Raw genomic sequence first — 19,928 nt, 5'->3', positions numbered from 1 at the left:
CTTGGTTTGTGATACAAGTCTTGGATGGAACGTTTTGTGCTGACGGACTCCCAGTGGGCGCTTATTGAGCCCCATTGCCTCGACAAACTGAGCGATCCCGGCCGCAGCGGCCGGAATAACCGGCTATTCATGGAAGCGGTGTTGTGGATCGCGTGTACGGGGCACCCATGGCGTGATCTGCCGACGCCAAGCAGTATGTCTGCTTCCAGAAAATTGGCGGTAGCACCTCTCCGTCCGAGAAGAAGGCGAATTCAGACCGTCTTGATTTCTATCTTTTATACCAGTCAATCAACGTTTAGCCTCTGATGCGGAGGTCCGGGCCATCAAGCCGGTGTGGAACCGTCGTGGAGGCAGTGCAGTATGACTTTGGTGAACGGCTCCGAGAGTGACGGAGACTAACCAACTGTAGGCGAAGCATCGAGATTGGTTATTTCCCGCCAAATTTCGTTCCGCCAAACAATGTCCGTTTCAACCGAACGCTGATTTTTGTCGTAGTTTGTTTGGACGATGGCTCTGTCCCAAACGCGGTCTATCGCGGCTCACCTGACAATGGCGGCTTTCTGTCCGCTACGATGACTACTTTGATGTCTGACTTGTAGGCGACGGCCGTTATTGATGGGCTAAAGATCGTAAGTCAGACGGAATGCGTCTTTGTCGCTCTCGATTTTCGCTCTAACGGGTGCATTAAAATGTACGCCCGTGACATATCGATTATTGCGGGAAAGTTCGGTTAAAATCATACGGCGTGTCTTTGCGGCCAAGCCGGGATTGTGATCAAAAGCAAAAGTGACGTCAGGCCGCGCTACCTGAATATGGGGGAAATGCAGGACATCGCCCCAGATCAGGAGAGAGTCGTCTTCACTTTCCAAAAGATAGCCGGAATGACCTGGCGTATGCCCTGGTAAATGGACGGCTGTGATCCCGGGGAGCAGAACATCTCTGTCCTCGAAAGGTGTTATCTGCTGCTGGTAAGCAGCAAGGACATTGCGAGCAACGTCGAACAGGCGCTGATGTGCAACAGGTGCAGCATCGCGTCTCTCTTCGTTTCGCCAGAAATTCAGCTCTGCCTGATGAAGGAAAAACTTTTCAACGTTGCGGAAAGATTTTGTAGCAAAAGGCCCTGCCAGACCGCCGACATGATCGCTGTGTCCATGTGTGAGAAGGATCGTGTCAATCTGCAGGGGGTCATAACCTGCGGCGATCAGCGCAGGAATCAGTCGGCCGCCCCAGCCGTTGAGGTTTCCAGCACCACCATCGATAAGAATGGTCCGCGCACCGGCCTCAATAACAAATGCATTGATGTTCATGTGCGATGAAGGTGAAGTGTCTGCCGCGCTCAGCAGCGACAACGCCTCATCTTGATCAATCCCATCAAGAAGGTCGAGCGAGGCGTCCAGAGAGCCGTCACTCAGAACCGTTACGGCGAACTCTCCGACACGGTAACGGCTGATTTCATGTGCCTGAAACATTCGTTCTGATGACATGAGCTTATCCCTGGCTTGCTCATCTGGTATCGGACAGACGATGGGTGCTGCCCGATACCATCCGGCGCAATCTCAGCCGTGCTTTACCTGATCACGCGACGCCGTTCAGTTTGCAAAGAATGGCATGCCGAGCCGCTTTGACCGTTTCAGGTGTGGTGCGGTTGTCGATAGCCTGCTGCTTTGTTGCGGCATCGCCGCCAACGACCATATCTTCGCTTTGCATGAGAGCGTCGACACCCTGCTGCGCTACGATATGCAAATCATTTTTCGGTCCGTGGTCGATCTTGCTGGTGGCCATGCCGGCATTCTTGTGAAAACGCGTGTTTGTTGCACCCGGGAGCAGAGCAGTGACACTCACGCCCGTATCGCGAAGCTCTTCACGCAGGGATTCTGCAAACATAAAACCGAATGCCTTGGAGGGACCATAGACCGTTTCGTAAGGCGTCGGTGTGGTTGCCGAGAGGGACGAGACAATCATGATCCGGCCAGCCTTGTTGGGCACCATGTGCTGCACTACACGCTTGGCCAGATGCACCGTCCCGGAGATGTTGATGGCAATGACCCGGAAATCATCTTCGAGCTTATTATCAACAAAGGCACCGCCCAGGCCGATGCCAACATTGAGAACGGCAATATCGACGTTTCTGCCAATATCTTTCGTAAACTGCCAGAACCCTTCGACGCCGTCATAGGTCGCTGCATCCGCCTGAAAGGCATAGACTGTCACCCCGATCTTTTCGAGTTCTGTTTTGGCGTCGTGGATTTTACCGCTGGCCCCCGAGATGGCGAGATCATAACCCTGTTTAGTCCCGTGTTTTGATGGTGTGGTATTTTCACGCGAGGGGAAGGAAGCCTTATGGGACAGATACGTCATGGCAGCGCCACGACCACGCACGCCGTGCGAGCGGCAATACAGCGATCGCAGGCTTCGCTCGCGGCGCTGAGCAAGGAGTTCGGGATCAACCCGAAAACAGTTGCAAAATGGCGGAAGCGTCAAACGGTTGAGGATCAGAAGACAGGTCCCAAAGAGCCGCGATCCACGGTTCTGTCCGAGACGGACGAAGCAATGATCGTGGCGTTTCGCCGGCATACGTTGCTACCGCTTGATGACTGCCTTTTTGCCCTGCAGGCCAGCATTCCCCGTCTGACACGCTCGGCCCTGCATCGCTGCTTTCAGCGCCACGGGATATCCCATCCCGGCTTCCGGATATCGAGGGAGACAAGCCCAAACGCCAGCGTTTCAAACGCTATCCCATCGGCTTTTTTCATATCGATATTGCCGAAGTACAGACTGCTGAAGGCAAGCTGTATCTCTTCGTCGCCATCGATCGGACCAGCAAGTTCGCTGTCACACAACTGGTTGAGAAAGCTGATCGGAAGACCGCCTGGGAATTCCTCGAATATCTCCTGAGCATCATTCCTTACCGGATCCATACCATCCTGACCGATAACGGCATCCAGTTCGCCAAGCAGCGCCGTAGTCGAAATACGGCCCTGTCGCGTCCCATGCGCTTCGAGGTGATCTGCAAAGCTCACGGGATCAAACACCGTCTGACGAAACCCAATCATCCCTGGACGAACGGTCAGGTTGAACGGATGAACCGGACGATCAGGGAAGCAACGGTCAAACGCTTCCATTACGATAGTCATGAGCAGTTGAGGACACACCTCAATGACTTCATGGCAGCCTATAATGTCGGGCGAAGACTCAAGACCCTGAACGGCCTCACCCCTTACGAATACGTCTGCAAAATCTGGACTTCAGAGCCATAAAGATTCATCATCAATCCAAACCATCAAAACACGGGACTAAACACCTAAATCGTGCCGGGATCGACGCAGACGTCCGCTTTCACACTCATCCGGTCAAAACCGGACCGGCCACTTTCCCCCCCCCTAAAACCCCCCCTGCTCAACGTGTTTTTGCAGCTTATCAAACTCACCATTTCTCCAGAAATGGCCTAACTTCGACCTCGAAACTCCAACCCCGGCGATCCTGTCGGGTCAGTTCATATGCGGTATGGGCGACGGCATCGGGTGCTACCAAACTCTCAATGGGCCTGTCCGGAACGTAGGTACGCGTCGCAGGCGTGTCGACGATGCCATCGATAATGATCAAAGCGACATGGATGCCTTTCGGCCAGAGCTGCCGCGCCATGGATTCCGCCAGACTTCGTTGTGCTGCCTTGGCTGGTGCGAATGCCGCCATCTGCGCACCACCCCGACGAGAGGCTGTTGCACCAATAAACAGAATATGACCTGCTCCCCGAGCGACCATTTCCGGAATGACGGCTTGGCTGCAGAGTAGACCACCCAGTGCGTTGACCCGCCATGACGCTTCGAACTGTTCTGCTGTTATCGTCTCGATATCGGCGAAAATCGCCGAGCCAGCATTGAAAACCAGTACGTCGATCGCCCCCTGATCCAATCGGATCCGGTCGAATGCCGCAGTCACTGCAGCGGCATCTCCAACGTCACAACCATAACCAACAGCCTGAGGGATTTCCTTAGCCAGGTCCTGCACTTTTTCTGTATTGCGACCGAGTAGAGCCACAAGGTACCCCGCATCCGCAAAGCGACGCGCGATGGCCTGACCATTTCCTGGTCCTGCTCCGGCAATAACGGCTACGGGCTTGCGTTCTAAAGATGTCGACATCTGAATTCCTTTCGATTGAAGTGGCCTTGCTTCAGTCGATTAGTCGCTCAAGCCCACGCCAGCCTTGGCAATCACTGCTTCAGAAGCAGTAATGTAACGCTTGGCATAAGCCTCATTCATGCCCTCGGATGGCAAAATGGCCTGTGCCTTACGATTGAAGAATGCCCCGCTACGCTGATCCAGATCGGGAGAGACCAGCAGGGGTAGAATGCGTGCCGCGTAGTCGTCAGCGCTCGGGGCCAGCTTGCCAATCAGCCATTCCATGATCCGGTGCTTGAGACTGTCCGCGCCCATCAGATTGCTGCGGATGCTCGATTTGATCAGGCCAGGATTCAGTCCAAAGACGCCGAGATCAGGGTAACGATGTGCAGAGTCTACGACCAGCGCCTCATTGCCAGCGACCGTGTTCATATGGGCCGCCATCACTTTGTAAGCCCGATCGGAATTCAGATCGTCTGGCGTACCAAGCTGGCCCGTGCCGGGGTACCCCATGATGAACACGCGCGCACGCGGTGACCCATCGCTTCGTTGTGTGCCCAGACGAGGCGCGAGGTTGCGGAGCATCACCAGGCGGTTCAGATAGCTGACCGCCATGTCGCGCTCGATCCCCTCGGCCGTCACCTGACGTTTGGGAGCGGCGAAGATACCCGTTGTAAAAACGAGAAGGTCAGCTTGCTCTGCTGGAAGTTCCCGTGCAACCCGCTCCGCATCGTTTAGCAGGCTGAGATCGGCCTGGACGAAGGAGATATTGGCAATATCGGCGTCGCGGAATGTCTGTCCAACGACAGTCACCTGTGTACCACGCGCAGCAAGGGCCTGACTCACGGCACGCCCCACCCCGCCTGTTCCCCCGACGACGATGGCTCTTTTGCCTCGCAGCGAGCCTGGATCCACATTGTGCCATTTCAGGCTAAGATCGCGTTTCATAGTTTGGATGCCTCTTGCTTTCTTTCTAGACAGAAAGATATGCTGATGAGGTGAATCGTCAAGTCGGAATCAGGAATGAAAATCGGACGCCCAAAAGAAGTCTCGGACGAACACATCGTAGCCATTGCCCGTCGCTGCTTTCTTGAACGCGGTGGAAGCGTCTCGGCTGCGGACATCGCACGGGAGATCGGTGTCAGTCATACAACCCTCTTCAACCGCTTCGGTTCGAAGCAGGGTCTTATGCTGGCAGCATTGGGCGCACCAAAGGACATCTACTGGATTGAAACACTGGAATCCGGTCCCGATCACCGACCGATCCGGGAGCAGATTGTCGAGATCGCCTGTACGATTGCAGCGTTTTTCGAAGACCTGCATGCCGGATTTACAGTGCTTCAGGCCAGTGGCATCCCCACCGAAGCCCTGTGCTCAGGAGAAGATCCGGAGGAATCCGCCCCAGCACGTGCCTTTCGAGCCCTGACCGAATGGATCGGACGGGCGCAGGATCAGAAGAAGCTGGCACAATGCGATGCACAGGTTCTTGCGTCCACGCTTCTTGGGGTGTTGCACAACCGGGCTTTTTCCAACCGTATCTGCGGCGAACCGGGTTCTGACAAGGCAACGGACGAACGTCATGTTGCCGACGTAATCACTCTGCTCTGGGACGGGATCAGACCAGTGCCCTAGCAGGCTTTTCCATCAGGCATCGCGTTGCTGAAAGCGCGTGACGCCGAACAAGGACAGATGACTATGACGGATATCTGGCAGCCAATAACCCTGGGCCGGGCCACCCTACCCAACCGTTTTGTAATGGCCCCCATGACCCGCAGCCGCGCGCAATATGACGGCACACCGGGGCCTCTTGCCCCCGAGTATTATGCTCAACGCGCCAGCGTCGGCCTGATCGTTGCCGAGGGCACTCAACCGTCCGACGATGGACAGGGGTATCTGATGACACCGGGCATCTATACCGAGGCCCATATTGCTGGCTGGAAAACGGTGACATCTGCCGTTCATGCCAAAGGCGGGCATCTATACATCCAGTTGATGCACGCGGGCCGCATGTCCCATCCGGACAACACCCCTCATCATCGGCAGGGTGTTGCTCCCTCGGCAGTTGCCCCGGGCACGGGCATGTTCACGGCCACCGGCATGCAGGATATTCCGACGCCGCGCGCCCTGAGCACCGAGGAAATCCGCCAGACGGTTCAGGACTTTCGGCATGCAGCCAAGTGCGCGATCGAAGCCGGAGCAGATGGTGTTGAGATCCATGGCGCCAACGCCTACCTGATTCAACAGTTCCTTGCTCCCAGCGCCAATACACGGACTGATGACTATGGCGGATCGATCGAAAACCGTGCGCGCTTCGCGATCGAGGTCGCCACAGCGATTGCCGAGGAAATCGGCGCCGATCGGACGGCCATCCGCTTTTCACCGGGCACCAGCCTGTGGGGAATCGACGAGGGCGCAGAGGGGCCGGACCTGTACCGCTACCTGATTGGTGAACTGGATAAACTCCATCTGTCGTATGTTCACATCATGCACCAGGGCAACGAACAATTGCTGTCCGACATCCGGCAGCTCTGGACAGGCAAGCTGATTCTCAACCGCCCCGGTCGACCGCGCGAAGACATCGGGAAAGATGTGGCCAGCGGCCTCGCCGACATGGAAGCCTACGGCCAGATGATCCTCGCCAACCCGGACTTCCTGGCACGCCTAAAGGCAGATGCTCCATTGAACGAGGCGGACCGGAACACTTTCTTCGGCGGAACCGAGAAAGGCTATACTGACTATCCCTTTCTTTAATTACGAATGAGCATCTCTCAATGTCGGATTACAGGCATTGAGAGACTAAAAGCCGACATTCTGCTTTCCCCCCGAAGTGCCCGTCTGCTCAGTGATGCCAGAGCAGACGGGCGACAATCGCCTCATATGAGACATAGACGATAGTTTTTGTTTATCCGAAAACGGACAGGCGGATTTTTCATATGTCTTTCATTTCTAACAGTGAGTGGACGCACAGCCGATTATGAGAAAAATATCGCTAAGCACAGTCTGTCGGAAAGACGCAGATGATCTTATTAAAGCTAATATCGAAAGCCGTTCTTATCATGCTCCTTGGGTTCAACCTTTCATAACGCGGGAAGGCTTTGATAGCTGGTTCGATGAACAGATATCTGGTGCAAATATAGGTTTTGTTGTGCGAGATCTGGATACTGGAGGTATTGTAGGAATCACGCATCTCAGCCAGATTTTCATGCGTGGCTTTCAGAATGCATACTTGGGATATTACGGAATGACAGGGTTCTCTGGACGTGGATTGATGACTGAAGGAGTACGCCTGACAGTACAGACTGCGTTCAATGATGTTGGACTACACCGCTTAGAAGCAAACATTCAGCCCGAGAATATGAAATCCATAGCGCTAGTCCGCAGGCTGGGGTTCCGCAATGAAGGATTTTCCCCGCGTTATCTTCGCATAAAAGGGGAGTGGCGCGACCATGAACGTTGGGCGTTGCTGCGAGATGAATCCTGATTTTCAAGTATTGGCCTTTTCGTAAGCGTCCGAAAATCGCACTATTGGCGGCTGCAATCGCCTCTTTTAAGACATTCATTGACCTTGAAAGTCTGCCCGTAACCAGACGCTGTTTACGGCGATAAAGTCACTCCACGCTACGAGCGTGCATCATGCTGACTATGCCTGCCGAGCACGGTTTTATGAGCCAGCCGATCTTTCTCTTCGCATCAGACTTTCACGAGTTTGATGGCGCGCTCGGGACAGGCCTTTACACAGAGACTGCAGGCACGGCACTGATCGGCATGAGGCGTATACGCGACCATTCCGCCATGAACATGGTTTTTGATCTTTCCGACGAATGAGAGCTTCCGATAGTCCGAATTGTCGATCTTTCGTACTTCGAAAACATTGTAAGGACACACGGCGACACAGGCGTCTTTTCCCTCACAGCGATTGAAATCCACAATCGGGACGACCAGCCTTGTTCGACTCTCTTCCAGGCATTTAGGTGTGCTCATTGCTTTTTCCCCGTTTCCGGTCGTTTCGATACCGTTCATTTGACGCTCTGCTGCAAATTCCGATTTTGGCGAAGTTCCCGCGCGAACATCTCAAGCGTAGTCGTCGGCCTCCCCAGTTTTTCCCACGTCTCCCCGGCGTAAAACGGATCTTCGTGATCTCCGAAATAGGCGAACAGATGCGCCACAAACTTCATTTTCGGGTTGAAAAGGCCAATCATCCGCATAACCCAGAGTGGCGCCACGCGAATTTTGAGAGAGGGATCGTAGTTTTTTACAAAACGCTTCAGCGCCTGTCTGACGGAGATCGCTTCCGGTCCCTGTACCGGGCAATGTTCTGGCATTGCCTGAGGATTCTGAAACGCCTCGACCACCCATCGTGCGTAATCCGCGGCACTGATCCACCAGATTTTGACGCGCGTATTCCCAATCCACTGAATCGCACGTCCGCTGATCATGAAAGGCAGCAACTCCATGAAATGGGTCGGCGCGAAGAAGGTATGCCGGATACCGGTGTCCGCAATGCTCCTGTGCCCTTCCATACGGATAATATTGGGCACGACATTCTGTTTGATGTTTGTGAGCGCCGGTGGATAAGCACCAAGAGCACCGATCTTGGCAATATACCGGATCTCCAGCCCCTGTATGGCCGTCATCAGGTTTTGCACACCTTCGCGCTCTTCATAAAAGAGAAGATTCGGGTCTGCCGTTTCGGTCGCGAGATTGATGTAGAGCGCGTCTACCCCGTTGAGCGCTGCGTGTAGGCTTGGAACATCCCGCAGATCGGCCTGAACGATCTCGACAGTATCCGGAAGCATCCTGCGTGCCTTATCTGGCGAGCGAACGATGGCACGAACTTCGAAATGTCTGGATAGTTCGGTTGTAACCGGTGCGCCAAGTCGGCCTGTCGCACCAATGACAGCTATTTTTCTGATCGGTTTCATGGTGTGTCCTGATCCATGGATGCAAAAGTTGTTTTGAGTTTCTCAGGGTCGTAATGCCGGTTTATGGCGGTGTTGCTGAGGCCGATCCCGCGCAGCAGGAAACGGACCGTGTTTTCGACCAGCTTGTCGCGTGTCACGCCATATTCGACGACCGTGATGTCGGGCAGGCTAATCAGATGCAGCGTGTTCGCCAGATGATGGACGAACCAGATTTCGGCACTGCCGGTCTGAACACCGTCCTCCATATCGCCAGCGTCCTGCGCAACCCGGAAAGATCGTTCGAAAACGCCGATCCAGGGCTTCACATGCCGATCGAGGAAAGCCTTTGCGAACTGTCCGTCGCCCAGCAGACTGGCCGTGACAAGCCGTTTGGTATCATCGTGAGACTGCGTATCCCCGATGCCCGGAAAGACCGCCTGCACGAGCAGGGCAACACCTTTGACCAGTGTTGCCGTCGAAGGCGCTGCTTCGGCAAGAAGACGGCTACCGACGGCGTTGGCTTCTACGCAATGAGATTCAAGTTCCGCGTAAAGCTCCTCCTTACTGGCAAAGTGCCGGTAAAGAAGGGCCTCGGAGATACCCGCCGCTCTCGCGATCTCTTTTGTGGTCGCCCCCTCCCGACCAAGCCGGGCGAAAACGGGGGCTGCTGCTGACAGGATCGCCTGCCTGCGATCCGTCGCGGAAAGTCTGGAAGGGCGTGAGGGCATGGTTTCTCCTTACAGAAAACTCGTAAGTGAGTATTCACTTATATGCAAGCGCCTTATGACACCTCGCTGTATATGACCAGGAGCGGACCGTCGGCTTTCCCTCCTGATCTGCCTGTCTGCTCCGTGATGCAGGAGCAGACAGGCAGCAGTCGCCTACTTCCCGGCCGGTTAGATGCAGGCTACATGCTTCTCGAAAGCGGACGTTTACAGATAGTTCGGCTGGCAAACATTGAGGGCCTGTATGACGATCTCACCAAATTCCTGATCGCTGGTGATTTCGAACTGAGTGACCGGACGAACCTAAAGGAACATCTTTTAAACGGAAAAACTCTTCTACTTGATCTCAGTAAGAGCGATTCTTTGCGAAAACTTTCTGATTGTTATCAGGATTAGCTTTCTTACATCGCTCGTAATGCGAAGGGCTATTGGGGCCTTTATGCCCCGCTCATTCGTCCTGATAGCTTTATTGCCTGGGCAAGCGATAATTCTTCAGATGATTCTAAAGCGATATAGGCATTATCCAAATTTCTTATTGTTTCGCCCAACAAGCAATATTTGGCCTTATCTTTATTTTCCGAATCAATAGGTATATATTTAACGCCCTAGTATACGTCTCTCTGGTACTGGAGGAGGGGAGGGGTATAGTATCAACCCTTTTTCCATATCAACATCTACGTGTGCTTCTGGATAAACAGAGAGGGCTAGTTTTAGTGGGCCTGTAATATCACGTTTGAAGTCACGCATACGCGCATATTCTGGTCCAAACTGCCCTTTGAAAGCATGCCACGAGATAGATACTGGTTCTTTGAGTATATGTAGCCTGTAAGCTAACCAAATATATGTATCTATCGCTTTTGATTTTCCGGATATTTGACGAATCGCTACTTCCCGAAGTGGCAGAGGGTGGTCAATCAAGCTTTCGTAAAAACTTTCGTCTAAACGAACAACTTCTCTCCAAAACGAAGGTTGATTTTCATCCTCTTGAATTGGAAAGATTGCATCCCGTACAAATGCTCCATTACTAACCATTTTCGCTCCATTGTGGACACGAAAAAATGTTAGCCTGCACTGACTTATTCTTTTTGCTTGGTCTCTTACGGAATTATAAGTTTTCCCACCAACAGTAATTCCCATTACTTTAAGCCAAGCATTCATCGAAGAGCCAAGTTCGACTTCACGGGATTGTGTTTTTACTGCTTGAGTTTGTAAATAGAGGAGAATCATACGAGCCATTGAGCCGTATGGAATACCAACGGGAGTTTTGTCGTCGTTTAAGCCGCTTTCAATAAGAAGCTTGATTCCTCCGCCTTCACGTTCCCATACGGTTTCTTCGGTCTTTTTATGAGGCAGAGCAGCCATCGCAAAGCCCGAATGAGTGATGCCAATTTGTAAAGCTTCATCACTTAATACTTCATGAGCAGCATCGACACATACACGGCTTAGCTGCCCATCGAGAGACGCCTGTCGCCGAGCTTCATGGAGTCCATGGCGTTCAAGAAGGTTGTGTATTTCACCCATGAACGTGACTTTCCATGGCCGATGATCGGGTGTCAATTTGGACTTTTCTCGCGGCCATTTCTCCACAGCATTCCTTTGGACTTCACTCGCCGTGGTTTGGACTCTGCTCGCATGATCTAGGAAGATTATTAGATATATCTATTAGATATGTGCGACCAGAGTCCAAGGGATAACCGCCATTATAGCGAGCAAAGTCCAAGAAATGAGCGAGGAGATCCCAAGGGATAACTGTTTTAAATTCAAATCGCTGTGGATTACCGCTGTCGGCAATGAGCGAGCAAAGTCCAAGAGGGCGCGAGAAGAGTCCAAAAGGTGTGAAAGAGGATGATGCGGACAGCGAGGGGGATAGAGCGAGAAGAGTCCAAACAACTGAGTGGCACATTAAGCTGGCCGTTCGGCGGTGCAAAAATTTCTCATCGTACCGTTTGAATAGAGAACCAAACATATTGATTCTAATGGCCTAATTTCTAAATGTAGGATAAAATTAGCCATAACTTCAGTGAGATATCGAAGATATTTCTGAAACCGCTGAGTGCGACAGTAAGCTTGCCGGGATAGCTAGAGCGGTTCCACTGAACTCTGAATCGAGAGGTGACACTGAAGAGGTCTTGTGATTCACCGTTTTCCTTGATGGAGACGGTGATGGCACGAGCATTGAGTGATGATCTTCGGGAGCGTGTTCTGGAAGCTGGAGTTGCGGGAGCATCTGCCCGCTCGATTGCGGCGCGGTTCGGAGTGGGGATTTCGACGGCGATCCGCTGGTTACGTCGGGAACGTGAGAGCGGCGAGCGGACGCCCCGTCGCCAGGGCAAGCCGCGCGGATCACGGCTGGACGCGCATGAAGCGTTCATTGCCGGCATGATCGAGGCGCAGAAAGACATCACGCTTCACGAAATGATAGCGCGCCTGGAAAGCGAACGGGCCGTCGGGATCGGCCGCAGCATGCTCAGTCGCTGGCTGCGGCAACAGGGATGGACATTCAAAAAAAGACCGCTCATGCACTGGAGCAGGAGCGTGAAGACGTTCTGAAGCGACGACAGGACTGGTTTGATCGCCAGCCTGACCTTGATCCGCAGCGTCTGGTGTTCATTGACGAAACCAGCCTCTCCACGAAGATGACCCGTCTGCGCGGGCGTGCCTTGCGCGGGGAACGTTGCCGCGCCGGTGTGCCGCACGGTCATTGGAAAACCACGACTTTCACCGGGGGGCTGCGTCTGACAGGCCTGACCGCGCCCTTCGTGCATGATGGTCCCATGAATGGCAGGATCTTTCAGGTCTATGTCGAACGCGTTCTCATCCCGACACTGAAGCCGGATGATATCGTCGTGATGGACAATCTTCCAGCGCATAAGCTTCCAGCGGCACAGAAGGCCATTGAGCAGGCAGGGGCGGAACTGATGTTCCTTCCGCCATACAGCCCGGACTTTAATCCCATCGAAATGGCTTTCTCAAAACTCAAAGCCTTGCTGCGCGCCAGAGCCGAACGGACTGTCGGTGCTCTGTGGGATACCGTCGGCGCGCTGCTTCCGGCTTTCACTCCCAGTCAATGCGCCAGCTTCTTTACAGCCGCCGGATATGAGCCAGATTAAAGTGGAACCGCTCTAGTCAGGGACGATCAACTGCAAATGTTCGTGGCAGGTGCAACTGTCTAAGATATAATTCTCCTCGTTTTTCAAGTTCCAAAACGGCCGAAAGATGAGTAGCCCACTCGGCCTTGCGCTGGGTGAGGCTTTGAAGACTTCCTCGGGGAGAAAGACTCATCACGCCCTCGACAAGGTCCCACGTGCTCTCCGGATGGTCACGAATTATCCGCTGCCACCATGCCATGGCGTCCTGAACAGAGAGTCGGGGTTTGAAGGAGGGCTGAAAGATCCTCTTTACAGGCACAAGCTTCTTCCGCCGACGGGACACTGACAGAAGTGCGTCCAGTAGATCCCGGGTGAGGATTGAAGACACTGTCTCAGCAGTAGAGGACGAGGGGGATTGTCTCCCGCGACCAAAAACACTGTCGCCGAGCACAGGCCGAGTTTCGAAGCACTCCACGGCTTGCAAAAGCGCGTCCTTTCGAAGCAGAGCGCGTTGGATCTGCTCGGCAGCTGAGTGGGCAGCAAGGTGCTCTTCAGTATCCTCTCGAAGTAGAAGAGCTGAGCGCATTTGAAGAAGGGTTGCCGCCAGAACAAGATCGTTGGCAGTCTGCTCAAGCGGACGGGTGTCGAGCTGCTCTTCCACACAGATCAGAAACTGGTCGATGAGGTCAAGCAGCGGCAGGGTCCGAAGATCAAGCGCGCGACGGCGTACGGCCTGCAACAACGCGTCCAGCGGACCCTGCCAGACGCCAACCTCCAGAAGGATTTCATCAGACATCGTAAAGTGGGCGGATGGAAAAGCTGAGGTCGGGCCATTGGACTGCAATGGCCTGAAGAGCCGCCCAGGGCGTCCAGTCCGCCGACCAGAAAGAAACACTCCAGCGAGTGGAACTTCTCTTCGGATGCCCAGATATTTCTTCAACCTGCTGTAGTGGTCGTGAGGTTCCCCAGTGTTTCCACAACCACGCTTGTGTCGCGGGGGCGGTGGGGCCGAGAGAGAGAAGATCCAGAGGCAGCGGGCAGAGGGCGTTGAGGTCAAACGGGACGGCGCCGGTTCCTGCTTCCCGGGCAAGAAGTCCCTTTTGGCTTTGAACAATCTGATCGATCAAAGCGGTCGTCCGGACGTCCCCGACGAGAAAGATCCCTCTCAGATCTTCGGGGTTGGTGACATCTGGCCCCCAGGAGAGACGGCCAGTCCCCGCTGCCGCCGCCCGGAACCGGGCCAACCCGGCTTCCGGTCCTGTTACAGTCAAGACATGCGCCAGCCAGTCTGGCTGGGCATTGAAAAGGGGCGGAGCAGGAAGGGTCTCCGGTTTTGCAGGCCCTGATCCCAAGATTGGAAACGTCGTGCCGCTCCCTGGTGGCCTGGGGGCATGGCGGAGAAGCAGCGGACGGATGGGAAGACGAAACCCGGCATCTGGTTCCTCATGCTCCGTCAGGGTCTGCTCACTGTAGCGGTGAGCAATCGGCCGCGCTTCGAGCTCCAGCCGATACGCTTCCAGGCGTGCGACCGTGGCATCAATATCTGCGATGATCTCAGCAGTCGTTTGGGGCACAGCTTACAGATCCAGAAGATGGGCGGGAGAGTCCAGATCAAGGCGGGCCCGACGGACATAGCGGCGCATGCTGCGCAGGTCGCGGTGGCGGGTATGTGCCATGATCTGTTCGTCACGGGCATTGGCCCGGAAAGCTTCGGTGACAAAGCCGGCGCGCAGCCCATGCGGGCTGAGGCGTTCTCCGGAAGGAACCTTGAGCCCCGCCACCTTGGCACGGCGCAGCAGGATCTGTCTGACCGCATCCGGATGCAGGGCATCTCGTCCCACCTGCTCCCAGCGGTTGATGGACCGGAAGAGAGGACCATCCGTAATCTCGGCTTTCTTCAGCCAGCGCTCCAGAGCCAGAACCGGGCAGGTTTCGCGATGCTTGCCCCGGGGGAGGAAAACCTCTTCGCCGCGATGCTCGGGGTCGGTCTTGCTGCGGGCGATATGGAGCTTCAGTCCTGTGCCGACGATCCTGACGGTCTCTGTTGTGAGGGCAATCAGCTCTGAACGGCGCAGCGCACCCGCAAAGCCGATCAGCAGAAGAGTCCGGTCGCGCAGATCCGCCAGCGTTTCAACGGTTTTGCTCTGTTCGGGTGCGACGAGTTTACGGAGTTCCTGGGAGGTGAGGGCAGCGGCCTGTTTCTGCGGCGTGCCATAGAGACGCCCTGCCGCGCGCAGGGTGGTACGAATGGCGGCGTGACCCGAACTCCACTCCAGTCCCCGCATGCGATGCTGATAGCCGATGGCAGCCAGGCGACGGTTGAGGGCCGAGCGGCTGAAACGCGGTGCCAGACTGTGGAGCCAGGCCGCGACGACAGGAGGGGCGGCTGGAAGAGGAGGCGTTCCGTGTTCGTCGCACCAGTGACAGAAGGCCTGCCAGTCATGGGCATAGGCGCGCAGGGTTTCGGGGGCATAAGCCGCGGTCCGGGCACTGCCTTTTGCAGCGTCCAGAGCGCTTTGTAGAGCGGAAGAGGGGCCTTCGGAAAGACGCTCTGCAGGCTCTGTCGAAGCTGTCATGCCGTTATTCTTCCTTCTCATGCCCCTTGGAATCTGCCGCAGGACAACAATTAAGGCAACCTTACTTTAACACGCGGTAAGAGGACATTACCACGTGTTAGATCAACGATAAGTCGTTTAAAAAATCCTGCAGGAAGAGCCCATAACGGCTTATAGCGGGCCTCTCAAACCTTCGAGGAGCGGGTCCAGTTCGGTGAGAGACTTCAGGCCATAGGTGACAAGGAAGGTTTCGGTCGTGGCCCAGAGCTGGGGCTGGCCTGGGATGGGTTTTCGGCCAACACTCCGAATGAGGCCTTTCTCTTGCAGCAGGGTCAGGGTCTTCTGGGGCAGGGTAGCATCCCGGAAGCTTTCGATCTCGGGTCGTGTGACTGGCTGGCGCGCGGCAATGAGCAACAGCACCTCGAGTGCTGCACGAGGGAGTCGTTCGGGTGGTTTCTCCAGCACCGCCCTCAGAGGCTCTGCGAGATCGGGGGCGGTTCGGAACATCCAGCCGTCTCCAACCGCGACCAGCTCAAATCCCAGCCCCTTGGTGCGTCTGGACACCTCGCTCACGATTTGAGCGATCTCCACCTCCTCTCCCAGAGCCCGCGCCAGCATCGTTCGCGACACTGGACCGCTGCTCTGGAAGAGGAGGGCTTCGGCCAGACGGACGGGATCGAGTGAAGAGGATGTCATGATCGAGAGCATATGGTCGTTTCGGGGAGGGCGGCCAGAGCCTGGGACATATTGTTGGCGGATCTGCTCTAGTATTTCGGAAAACAGGGGCTACCAGAGGTCTCTGTCAGGTCGCGATGGTGTGCTAAAAAACCGGAATGCCGATCCGACCGGAATTAAAAGTGTTGTATCCTTCCAACTGGCCCGAACTGAGCCGACAGGTGAGGTTTGAGCGGGCAGGGGGCGTGTGCCAGCGCTGCGGTCGGCCACATGGCCACCGCCTTCAGGTACTGCCAGGTGGCCGGTGGAAGCATCCTGACACAGGATACTGGTTCAATGGCCGGGGCAGGCGGGTGGGCTCTCCTGACCTGATCGAGCTTCTGCAGATGCGCCAGACGAAAGTGTCCCTAGCCGCGGCTCATCTGAATCACGACCCCACCAGCAACCGGTGGCGCAATCTGCGCGCGCTCTGTCAGCGCTGCCATCTGCTGCATGACAGAATGTATCATCTGGCCCAACGCCGTCTGACGTTGCGACGGCGTCTGGCCCTCGGGGATCTGTTCGAAGGGCCCTATCGAATTGGAATGAATCTTAAGGAGTATGAAATACACCATGACTGATCTTCTTCGAGGGACGAGGGGAAGTCTGATCTCGGCGGAAACACATAAGGTGTTTAGTCCCGTGTTTTGATGGTTTGGATTGATGATGAATCTTTCTGGCTCTGAAGTCCAGATTTTGCCGACGTATTCGTAAGGGGTGAGGCCGTTCAGGGTCTTGAGTCTTCGCCCGAAGTTATAGGCTGCCATGAAGTCATTAAGGTGTGTCCTCAACTGCTCATGACTATCGTAATGGAAGCGTTTGACGGTTGCTTCCTTGATCGTCCGGTTCATCCGTTCAACCTGACCGTTCGTCCAGGGATGATTGGGTTTCGTCAGACGATGTTCGAGGAATTCCCAGGCTGTCTTCCGATCAGCTTTCCCGACGAGTTGTGTGACAGCGAATTTGCTTGTCCGGTCGATAGCAACGAAGAGGTGCAGCTTGCCCTCAGCAGTCTGTACTTCGGCAATATCGATGTGAAAAAAGCCTATGGGATAGCGTTTGAAGCGCTGGCGTTTGGGCTTGTCTCCCGCGATATCCGGAAGCCGGGATATCCCGTGGCGCTGAAGGCAGCGATGCAGGGCCGAGCGTGTCAGATGAGGGATGCTGGCCTGCACATAAAGACAGTCATCCAGCGGTAGCAACGTATGCCGGCGAAACGCCACGATCATCGCTTCGTCCGTCTCGGACAGAACCGTGGATCTCGGCTCTTTGGGACCTGTCTTCTGATCCTCAACCGTTTGACGCTTCCGCCATTTTGCAACTGTTTTCGGGTTGATCCCGAACTCCTTGCTCAGCGTCGCGAGCGAAGCCTGCGATCGCTGTATTGCCGCTCGCACGGCGTGCGTGGTCGTAGCGCTCCCATGACGTATCTGTCCCATAAGGCTTCCTTCCACTCTCGTGAAAATAGTACCCCATCAAAACACGGGACTAAACACCTAGGTCACGTTGACAAAAGGTCTATACGATCTGGGTGAGATCTGATTCACTTTGTTTCTGTGGGATAGCAGACAGAGAAAACAGGTATGACACGAGGCGACCTGACGGATCAGGAATGGGCGGTGATTGGTCCGCTTCTGCCGCCTGAGCGCGGACGTTGGGCCCGACCAGCCGGAGACAACCGCCGGTTTCTCAATGGCATGCTGCATGTCCTGCGCGTCGGTTGTCCATGGCGGGATATGCATGAGCGCTATGGCAAGTGGAACTCCGTTTATGTCCGGTTTCGCCGTTGGGCTGAACAGGGCGTGTGGGATGCCCTGCTGCAAACCCTGGTAGACCTCGGCCTGACCAATAACTGGCAGCATATGCTCGACAGCACCGTAGTCCGTGCCCATTCACAGGCTACGGGCGCAAAAGGGGGGCTCATTCGGAGGCTTTTGGTCGATCACGCGGCGGCTTTACGAGCAAAATCCATGCCCGATGTGACAATCAGGGACGCCCTTTCGGCTTTGTCCTTACCGGAGGCCAAGTCTCGGATTACAAAGCCACAGACGCCCTGATGAAGCTACCTGTCCCGAACCCCAAAGCCATGCTGGCCGACCGGGGCTATGACAGTGACAGTTTCCGCCAGGAACTGCTGTTCCATGGGATCCTGCCGATTATTCCATCACGCAAAGGCCGCAACGCTCCACAGAAAACAGACTGGCGGCGTTACAGAGACCGCAATCGCATTGAGCGGATGTTCAACAGGCTCAAGCAGATGCGCCGTATTGCAACCCGATACGACAAAACCGTCCTGTCCTTTATGAGTTTCCTCAATATCGCCGCCGCAAAACTCTGGATTAACTCTTTTGTCAACAAGGCTTAGTTGACTGAAATCAGACACTGAGCTGGCGCATTCAAAATACGAACAAAGTCTTTATAAACAGATGATTACGACATTTTGTCACTTTGAAAAAAACATTATCTTGATAATTTTTCCCTTATTAACTATTATTTCACGGTTGACGCTTCGTAATAAAAATTTGGAACTCCTTAACTTAATGTCTCAGGGCTTGACATCCATTGATCAAGAAGTGGCTTCGAACAGCGTAAGCCTCATTGGCTCCAAGATATCCGAGAAGCCAACCTACCCTCCTGCGGCATCGCTCCCGACTCAAGAAGCGGATCATGGCATTCGGTTTGATTTCAATTTCGGGTGTCGTGTTCAACTACCAGCTCTGGAAGACGGAAAGACATGGCACGTCCGACTTAAAGACCTTGATACGGGCAATATTCTCTTCGAGAAAACTGGTATCCCTACAGGTCTCATTCACTCCAGTAAGCGTTGGTATGTCCGCTTTGGCATAGATGCTTGGATCGTGAGTCCAACTCAAGATGGCATACAATCAGAGAAACAGGGTTTCAGTCATCACTTCGACCCACAAAATAAAGAGATTCTAATCCAGTTCCCGGTGGGCACACTTGGCGACACATTAGCCTGGATGCCCTATGCAAACCGCTTTGCGAAAACACATGGAGCCCATGTCACCTGCGCTCTTTCAGGTCTCATCCGTCCCCTGTTTGAACAAGCATATCCCCATATTCGTTTTTTGACGCATGAGGAAGTTATTGCCCAAAAACTCACAGACACATTCTATGCGACCTACAGTTTAGGACTTTTTTTTGATGACGTGTCATGTGACTGGCAACCGACGGATTTCCGATATGTCGGGCTACATAAAACAGCCGCCTATATTCTCGGGGTTTCCTCCGAAGAAGAGCCTGCAAAGATTGCTCTGCCTGACGAAAGCCGTCCTCTAAAAGAGCCTTACGTTTGTATCGCCGTACAGGCGAGTTCCCAATGTAAGTATTGGAATAACCCGACAGGCTGGCGCGAACTGATCACGTGGCTTAAAGAGCAAGGGTATCGCGTCGTTTGTATTGATCAGAAGGCCGAACATGGAACAGGCGTGGTGTGGAACCACTTGCCCCATGGGTCTGAAGACCAGACAGGAAATCGCCCCCTGGCAGAGCGGGCACGCTGGCTTAAGCATGCAGCTTTTTTTATCGGGGGCAGTTCAGGCTTAGCCTGGCTTGCATGGTCTTCAGGTTGCCCTGTGATCATGATTTCAGGATTTACACACCCCAATAACGAATTTGAAACGCCCGGGCGCGTGATCAACTGGCACACCTGTAATTCATGCTGGAATGATCCGAAGGAGCGTTTTGATCACCATGACTTCTTGTGGTGTCCGCGGCACAAAAACTCCGAACGGCAGTTTGAGTGCACAAAACTTATCACCTCCGAAATGGTGATAAGAACAATCAAGCTAATGAAGGGATAAT

Annotated in this window: 17 protein-coding genes and 4 pseudogenes; 8 read left to right on the top strand and 13 right to left on the bottom strand. The window is 54.4% G+C overall.

Annotated elements, in window-relative coordinates; translation table 11 throughout:
* Window positions 1-24: 24 nt before the first annotated feature.
* Window positions 25-183: pseudogene (locus tag IGS75_RS15940) on the top strand (transposase); the annotation flags it as partial.
* Window positions 184-620: 437 nt separating this feature from the next.
* On the opposite strand, the gene IGS75_RS14575 reads toward IGS75_RS15940, so the two are convergent.
* Complete coding sequence (locus IGS75_RS14575) at window positions 621-1,349, bottom strand: MBL fold metallo-hydrolase (RefSeq protein ID WP_337249228.1); 729 nt, start codon at window positions 1,347-1,349, stop codon at window positions 621-623.
* A gap of 226 nt (window positions 1,350-1,575) precedes the next feature.
* The gene (locus IGS75_RS14570) at window positions 1,576-2,358 is read right to left on the bottom strand and encodes an SDR family NAD(P)-dependent oxidoreductase (RefSeq protein ID WP_408876509.1); all 783 of its coding nucleotides are present in this window, start codon (window positions 2,356-2,358) and stop codon (window positions 1,576-1,578) included.
* On the opposite strand from IGS75_RS14570, the pseudogene IGS75_RS14565 reads away from it, so the two are divergent.
* Window positions 2,341-3,257: pseudogene (locus IGS75_RS14565) on the top strand (IS481 family transposase). The gene IGS75_RS14570 and the pseudogene IGS75_RS14565 overlap by 18 nt on opposite strands.
* A 166-nt stretch (window positions 3,258-3,423) precedes the next feature.
* Here IGS75_RS14565 and IGS75_RS14560 read toward each other — a convergent pair.
* Window positions 3,424-4,140 carry an SDR family NAD(P)-dependent oxidoreductase gene (locus tag IGS75_RS14560; RefSeq protein ID WP_202258975.1) on the bottom strand — a complete coding sequence of 239 codons (717 nt, stop codon included), beginning with the start codon at window positions 4,138-4,140 and terminating at the stop codon, window positions 3,424-3,426.
* Between the two features lie 39 nt (window positions 4,141-4,179).
* A complete protein-coding gene (locus tag IGS75_RS14555; RefSeq protein ID WP_202258964.1) occupies window positions 4,180-5,067 on the bottom strand; it encodes an SDR family NAD(P)-dependent oxidoreductase in 888 nt (295 codons plus the stop codon).
* Between the two features lie 75 nt (window positions 5,068-5,142).
* Here IGS75_RS14555 and IGS75_RS14550 point away from each other — a divergent pair, with 75 nt between their 5' ends.
* The 3 genes from IGS75_RS14550 (at window position 5,143) to IGS75_RS14540 (ending at window position 7,600) form a co-directional block, all read left to right on the top strand.
* Entirely contained in the window at window positions 5,143-5,751 is a 609-nt protein-coding gene (locus IGS75_RS14550; protein ID WP_202258956.1) for a TetR/AcrR family transcriptional regulator, read from the top strand.
* A gap of 63 nt (window positions 5,752-5,814) precedes the next feature.
* Window positions 5,815-6,870, top strand: coding sequence for an alkene reductase (locus tag IGS75_RS14545; protein ID WP_202258954.1), 1,056 nt, complete (start codon window positions 5,815-5,817; stop codon window positions 6,868-6,870).
* Between the two features lie 223 nt (window positions 6,871-7,093).
* Window positions 7,094-7,600 (top strand): GNAT family N-acetyltransferase, encoded by a 507-nt coding sequence (locus IGS75_RS14540; RefSeq protein WP_202258952.1) that lies wholly within the window; start codon window positions 7,094-7,096, stop codon window positions 7,598-7,600.
* 209 nt (window positions 7,601-7,809) lie between these two features.
* Here the strand turns inward: IGS75_RS14540 and IGS75_RS14535 are convergent, their stop codons facing one another.
* The 4 genes from IGS75_RS14535 to IGS75_RS14520 all read right to left on the bottom strand — a co-directional run bounded on the left by IGS75_RS14535 (window position 7,810) and on the right by IGS75_RS14520 (window position 11,266).
* On the bottom strand, window positions 7,810-8,100 hold the full coding sequence (locus IGS75_RS14535) for a 4Fe-4S dicluster domain-containing protein (RefSeq protein ID WP_202258950.1): 291 nt from the start codon (window positions 8,098-8,100) through the stop codon (window positions 7,810-7,812).
* Between the two features lie 35 nt (window positions 8,101-8,135).
* On the bottom strand, window positions 8,136-9,041 hold the full coding sequence (locus tag IGS75_RS14530; RefSeq protein WP_202258948.1) for an SDR family oxidoreductase: 906 nt from the start codon (window positions 9,039-9,041) through the stop codon (window positions 8,136-8,138).
* A complete protein-coding gene (locus IGS75_RS14525) occupies window positions 9,038-9,748 on the bottom strand; it encodes a TetR/AcrR family transcriptional regulator (RefSeq protein WP_202258946.1) in 711 nt (236 codons plus the stop codon). Before IGS75_RS14525 ends, IGS75_RS14530 begins: the two co-directional genes overlap by 4 nt.
* 594 nt (window positions 9,749-10,342) lie before the next feature.
* Window positions 10,343-11,266: a replication protein RepA gene (locus IGS75_RS14520; protein WP_194268084.1), complete on the bottom strand. Its 924-nt coding sequence runs from the start codon at window positions 11,264-11,266 to the stop codon at window positions 10,343-10,345.
* Between the two features lie 642 nt (window positions 11,267-11,908).
* Between IGS75_RS14520 and IGS75_RS14515 the strand changes: the two genes are divergently transcribed.
* Window positions 11,909-12,855, top strand: a protein-coding gene (locus IGS75_RS14515) for an IS630 family transposase (RefSeq protein WP_237469174.1) whose coding sequence is annotated in 2 segments (ribosomal slippage) — window positions 11,909-12,247 and window positions 12,250-12,855 — 945 coding nt in all. Because the reading frame shifts where the segments join, the coding sequence is not laid out codon by codon here.
* Window positions 12,856-12,871: 16 nt separating this feature from the next.
* Here the strand turns inward: IGS75_RS14515 and IGS75_RS14510 are convergent.
* The 5 genes and pseudogenes from IGS75_RS14510 to IGS75_RS14490 all read right to left on the bottom strand — a co-directional run.
* A complete protein-coding gene (locus IGS75_RS14510; RefSeq protein WP_202258944.1) occupies window positions 12,872-13,630 on the bottom strand; it encodes a segregation and condensation protein A in 759 nt (252 codons plus the stop codon).
* Window positions 13,623-14,408 (bottom strand): hypothetical protein, encoded by a 786-nt coding sequence (locus IGS75_RS14505; protein WP_202258924.1) that lies wholly within the window; start codon window positions 14,406-14,408, stop codon window positions 13,623-13,625. Before IGS75_RS14505 ends, IGS75_RS14510 begins: the two co-directional genes overlap by 8 nt.
* A 3-nt stretch (window positions 14,409-14,411) precedes the next feature.
* Complete coding sequence (locus tag IGS75_RS14500; protein WP_202258922.1) at window positions 14,412-15,410, bottom strand: site-specific integrase; 999 nt, start codon at window positions 15,408-15,410, stop codon at window positions 14,412-14,414.
* Between the two features lie 150 nt (window positions 15,411-15,560).
* On the bottom strand, window positions 15,561-16,085 hold the full coding sequence (gene scpB / locus IGS75_RS14495; RefSeq protein WP_237469173.1) for an SMC-Scp complex subunit ScpB: 525 nt from the start codon (window positions 16,083-16,085) through the stop codon (window positions 15,561-15,563).
* Window positions 16,086-16,732: 647 nt separating this feature from the next.
* A pseudogene (locus tag IGS75_RS14490) lies at window positions 16,733-17,542 on the bottom strand (integrase core domain-containing protein); the annotation flags it as partial.
* 144 nt (window positions 17,543-17,686) lie between these two features.
* On the opposite strand from IGS75_RS14490, the pseudogene IGS75_RS14485 reads away from it, so the two are divergent.
* Window positions 17,687-18,468: pseudogene (locus tag IGS75_RS14485) on the top strand (IS5 family transposase).
* Between the two features lie 196 nt (window positions 18,469-18,664).
* Entirely contained in the window at window positions 18,665-19,927 is a 1,263-nt protein-coding gene (locus IGS75_RS14480) for an autotransporter strand-loop-strand O-heptosyltransferase (RefSeq protein ID WP_408876511.1), read from the top strand.
* Window position 19,928 lies beyond the last annotated feature (1 nt).

Source organism: Gluconobacter sphaericus, assembly GCF_016757795.1.
Taxonomy (GTDB): Bacteria; Pseudomonadota; Alphaproteobacteria; order Acetobacterales; family Acetobacteraceae; genus Gluconobacter; species Gluconobacter sphaericus.
The sequence above is the reverse complement of the archived record's forward strand: the minus strand, read 5'-3'. Positions and strand labels throughout refer to the sequence as shown.

Bases quoted from the DNA above. Each gene is read 5' to 3' on its own strand.
- IGS75_RS14530 (WP_202258948.1), bottom strand. From the start codon at position 9,041: ATGAAACCGATCAGAAAAATAGCTGTCATTGGTGCGACAGGCCGACTT.
- IGS75_RS14535 (WP_202258950.1), bottom strand. From the start codon at position 8,100: ATGAGCACACCTAAATGCCTGGAAGAGAGTCGAACAAGGCTGGTCGTC.
- IGS75_RS14510 (WP_202258944.1), bottom strand. From the start codon at position 13,630: ATGTCTGATGAAATCCTTCTGGAGGTTGGCGTCTGGCAGGGTCCGCTG.
- IGS75_RS14560 (WP_202258975.1), bottom strand. From the start codon at position 4,140: ATGTCGACATCTTTAGAACGCAAGCCCGTAGCCGTTATTGCCGGAGCA.
- scpB (WP_237469173.1), bottom strand. From the start codon at position 16,085: ATGACATCCTCTTCACTCGATCCCGTCCGTCTGGCCGAAGCCCTCCTC.
- IGS75_RS14555 (WP_202258964.1), bottom strand. From the start codon at position 5,067: ATGAAACGCGATCTTAGCCTGAAATGGCACAATGTGGATCCAGGCTCG.
- IGS75_RS14540 (WP_202258952.1), top strand. From the start codon at position 7,094: ATGAGAAAAATATCGCTAAGCACAGTCTGTCGGAAAGACGCAGATGAT.
- IGS75_RS14525 (WP_202258946.1), bottom strand. From the start codon at position 9,748: ATGCCCTCACGCCCTTCCAGACTTTCCGCGACGGATCGCAGGCAGGCG.
- IGS75_RS14500 (WP_202258922.1), bottom strand. From the start codon at position 15,410: ATGACAGCTTCGACAGAGCCTGCAGAGCGTCTTTCCGAAGGCCCCTCT.
- IGS75_RS14550 (WP_202258956.1), top strand. From the start codon at position 5,143: ATGAAAATCGGACGCCCAAAAGAAGTCTCGGACGAACACATCGTAGCC.
- IGS75_RS14570 (WP_408876509.1), bottom strand. From the start codon at position 2,358: ATGACGTATCTGTCCCATAAGGCTTCCTTCCCCTCGCGTGAAAATACC.
- IGS75_RS14545 (WP_202258954.1), top strand. From the start codon at position 5,815: ATGACGGATATCTGGCAGCCAATAACCCTGGGCCGGGCCACCCTACCC.
- IGS75_RS14520 (WP_194268084.1), bottom strand. From the start codon at position 11,266: ATGGGTGAAATACACAACCTTCTTGAACGCCATGGACTCCATGAAGCT.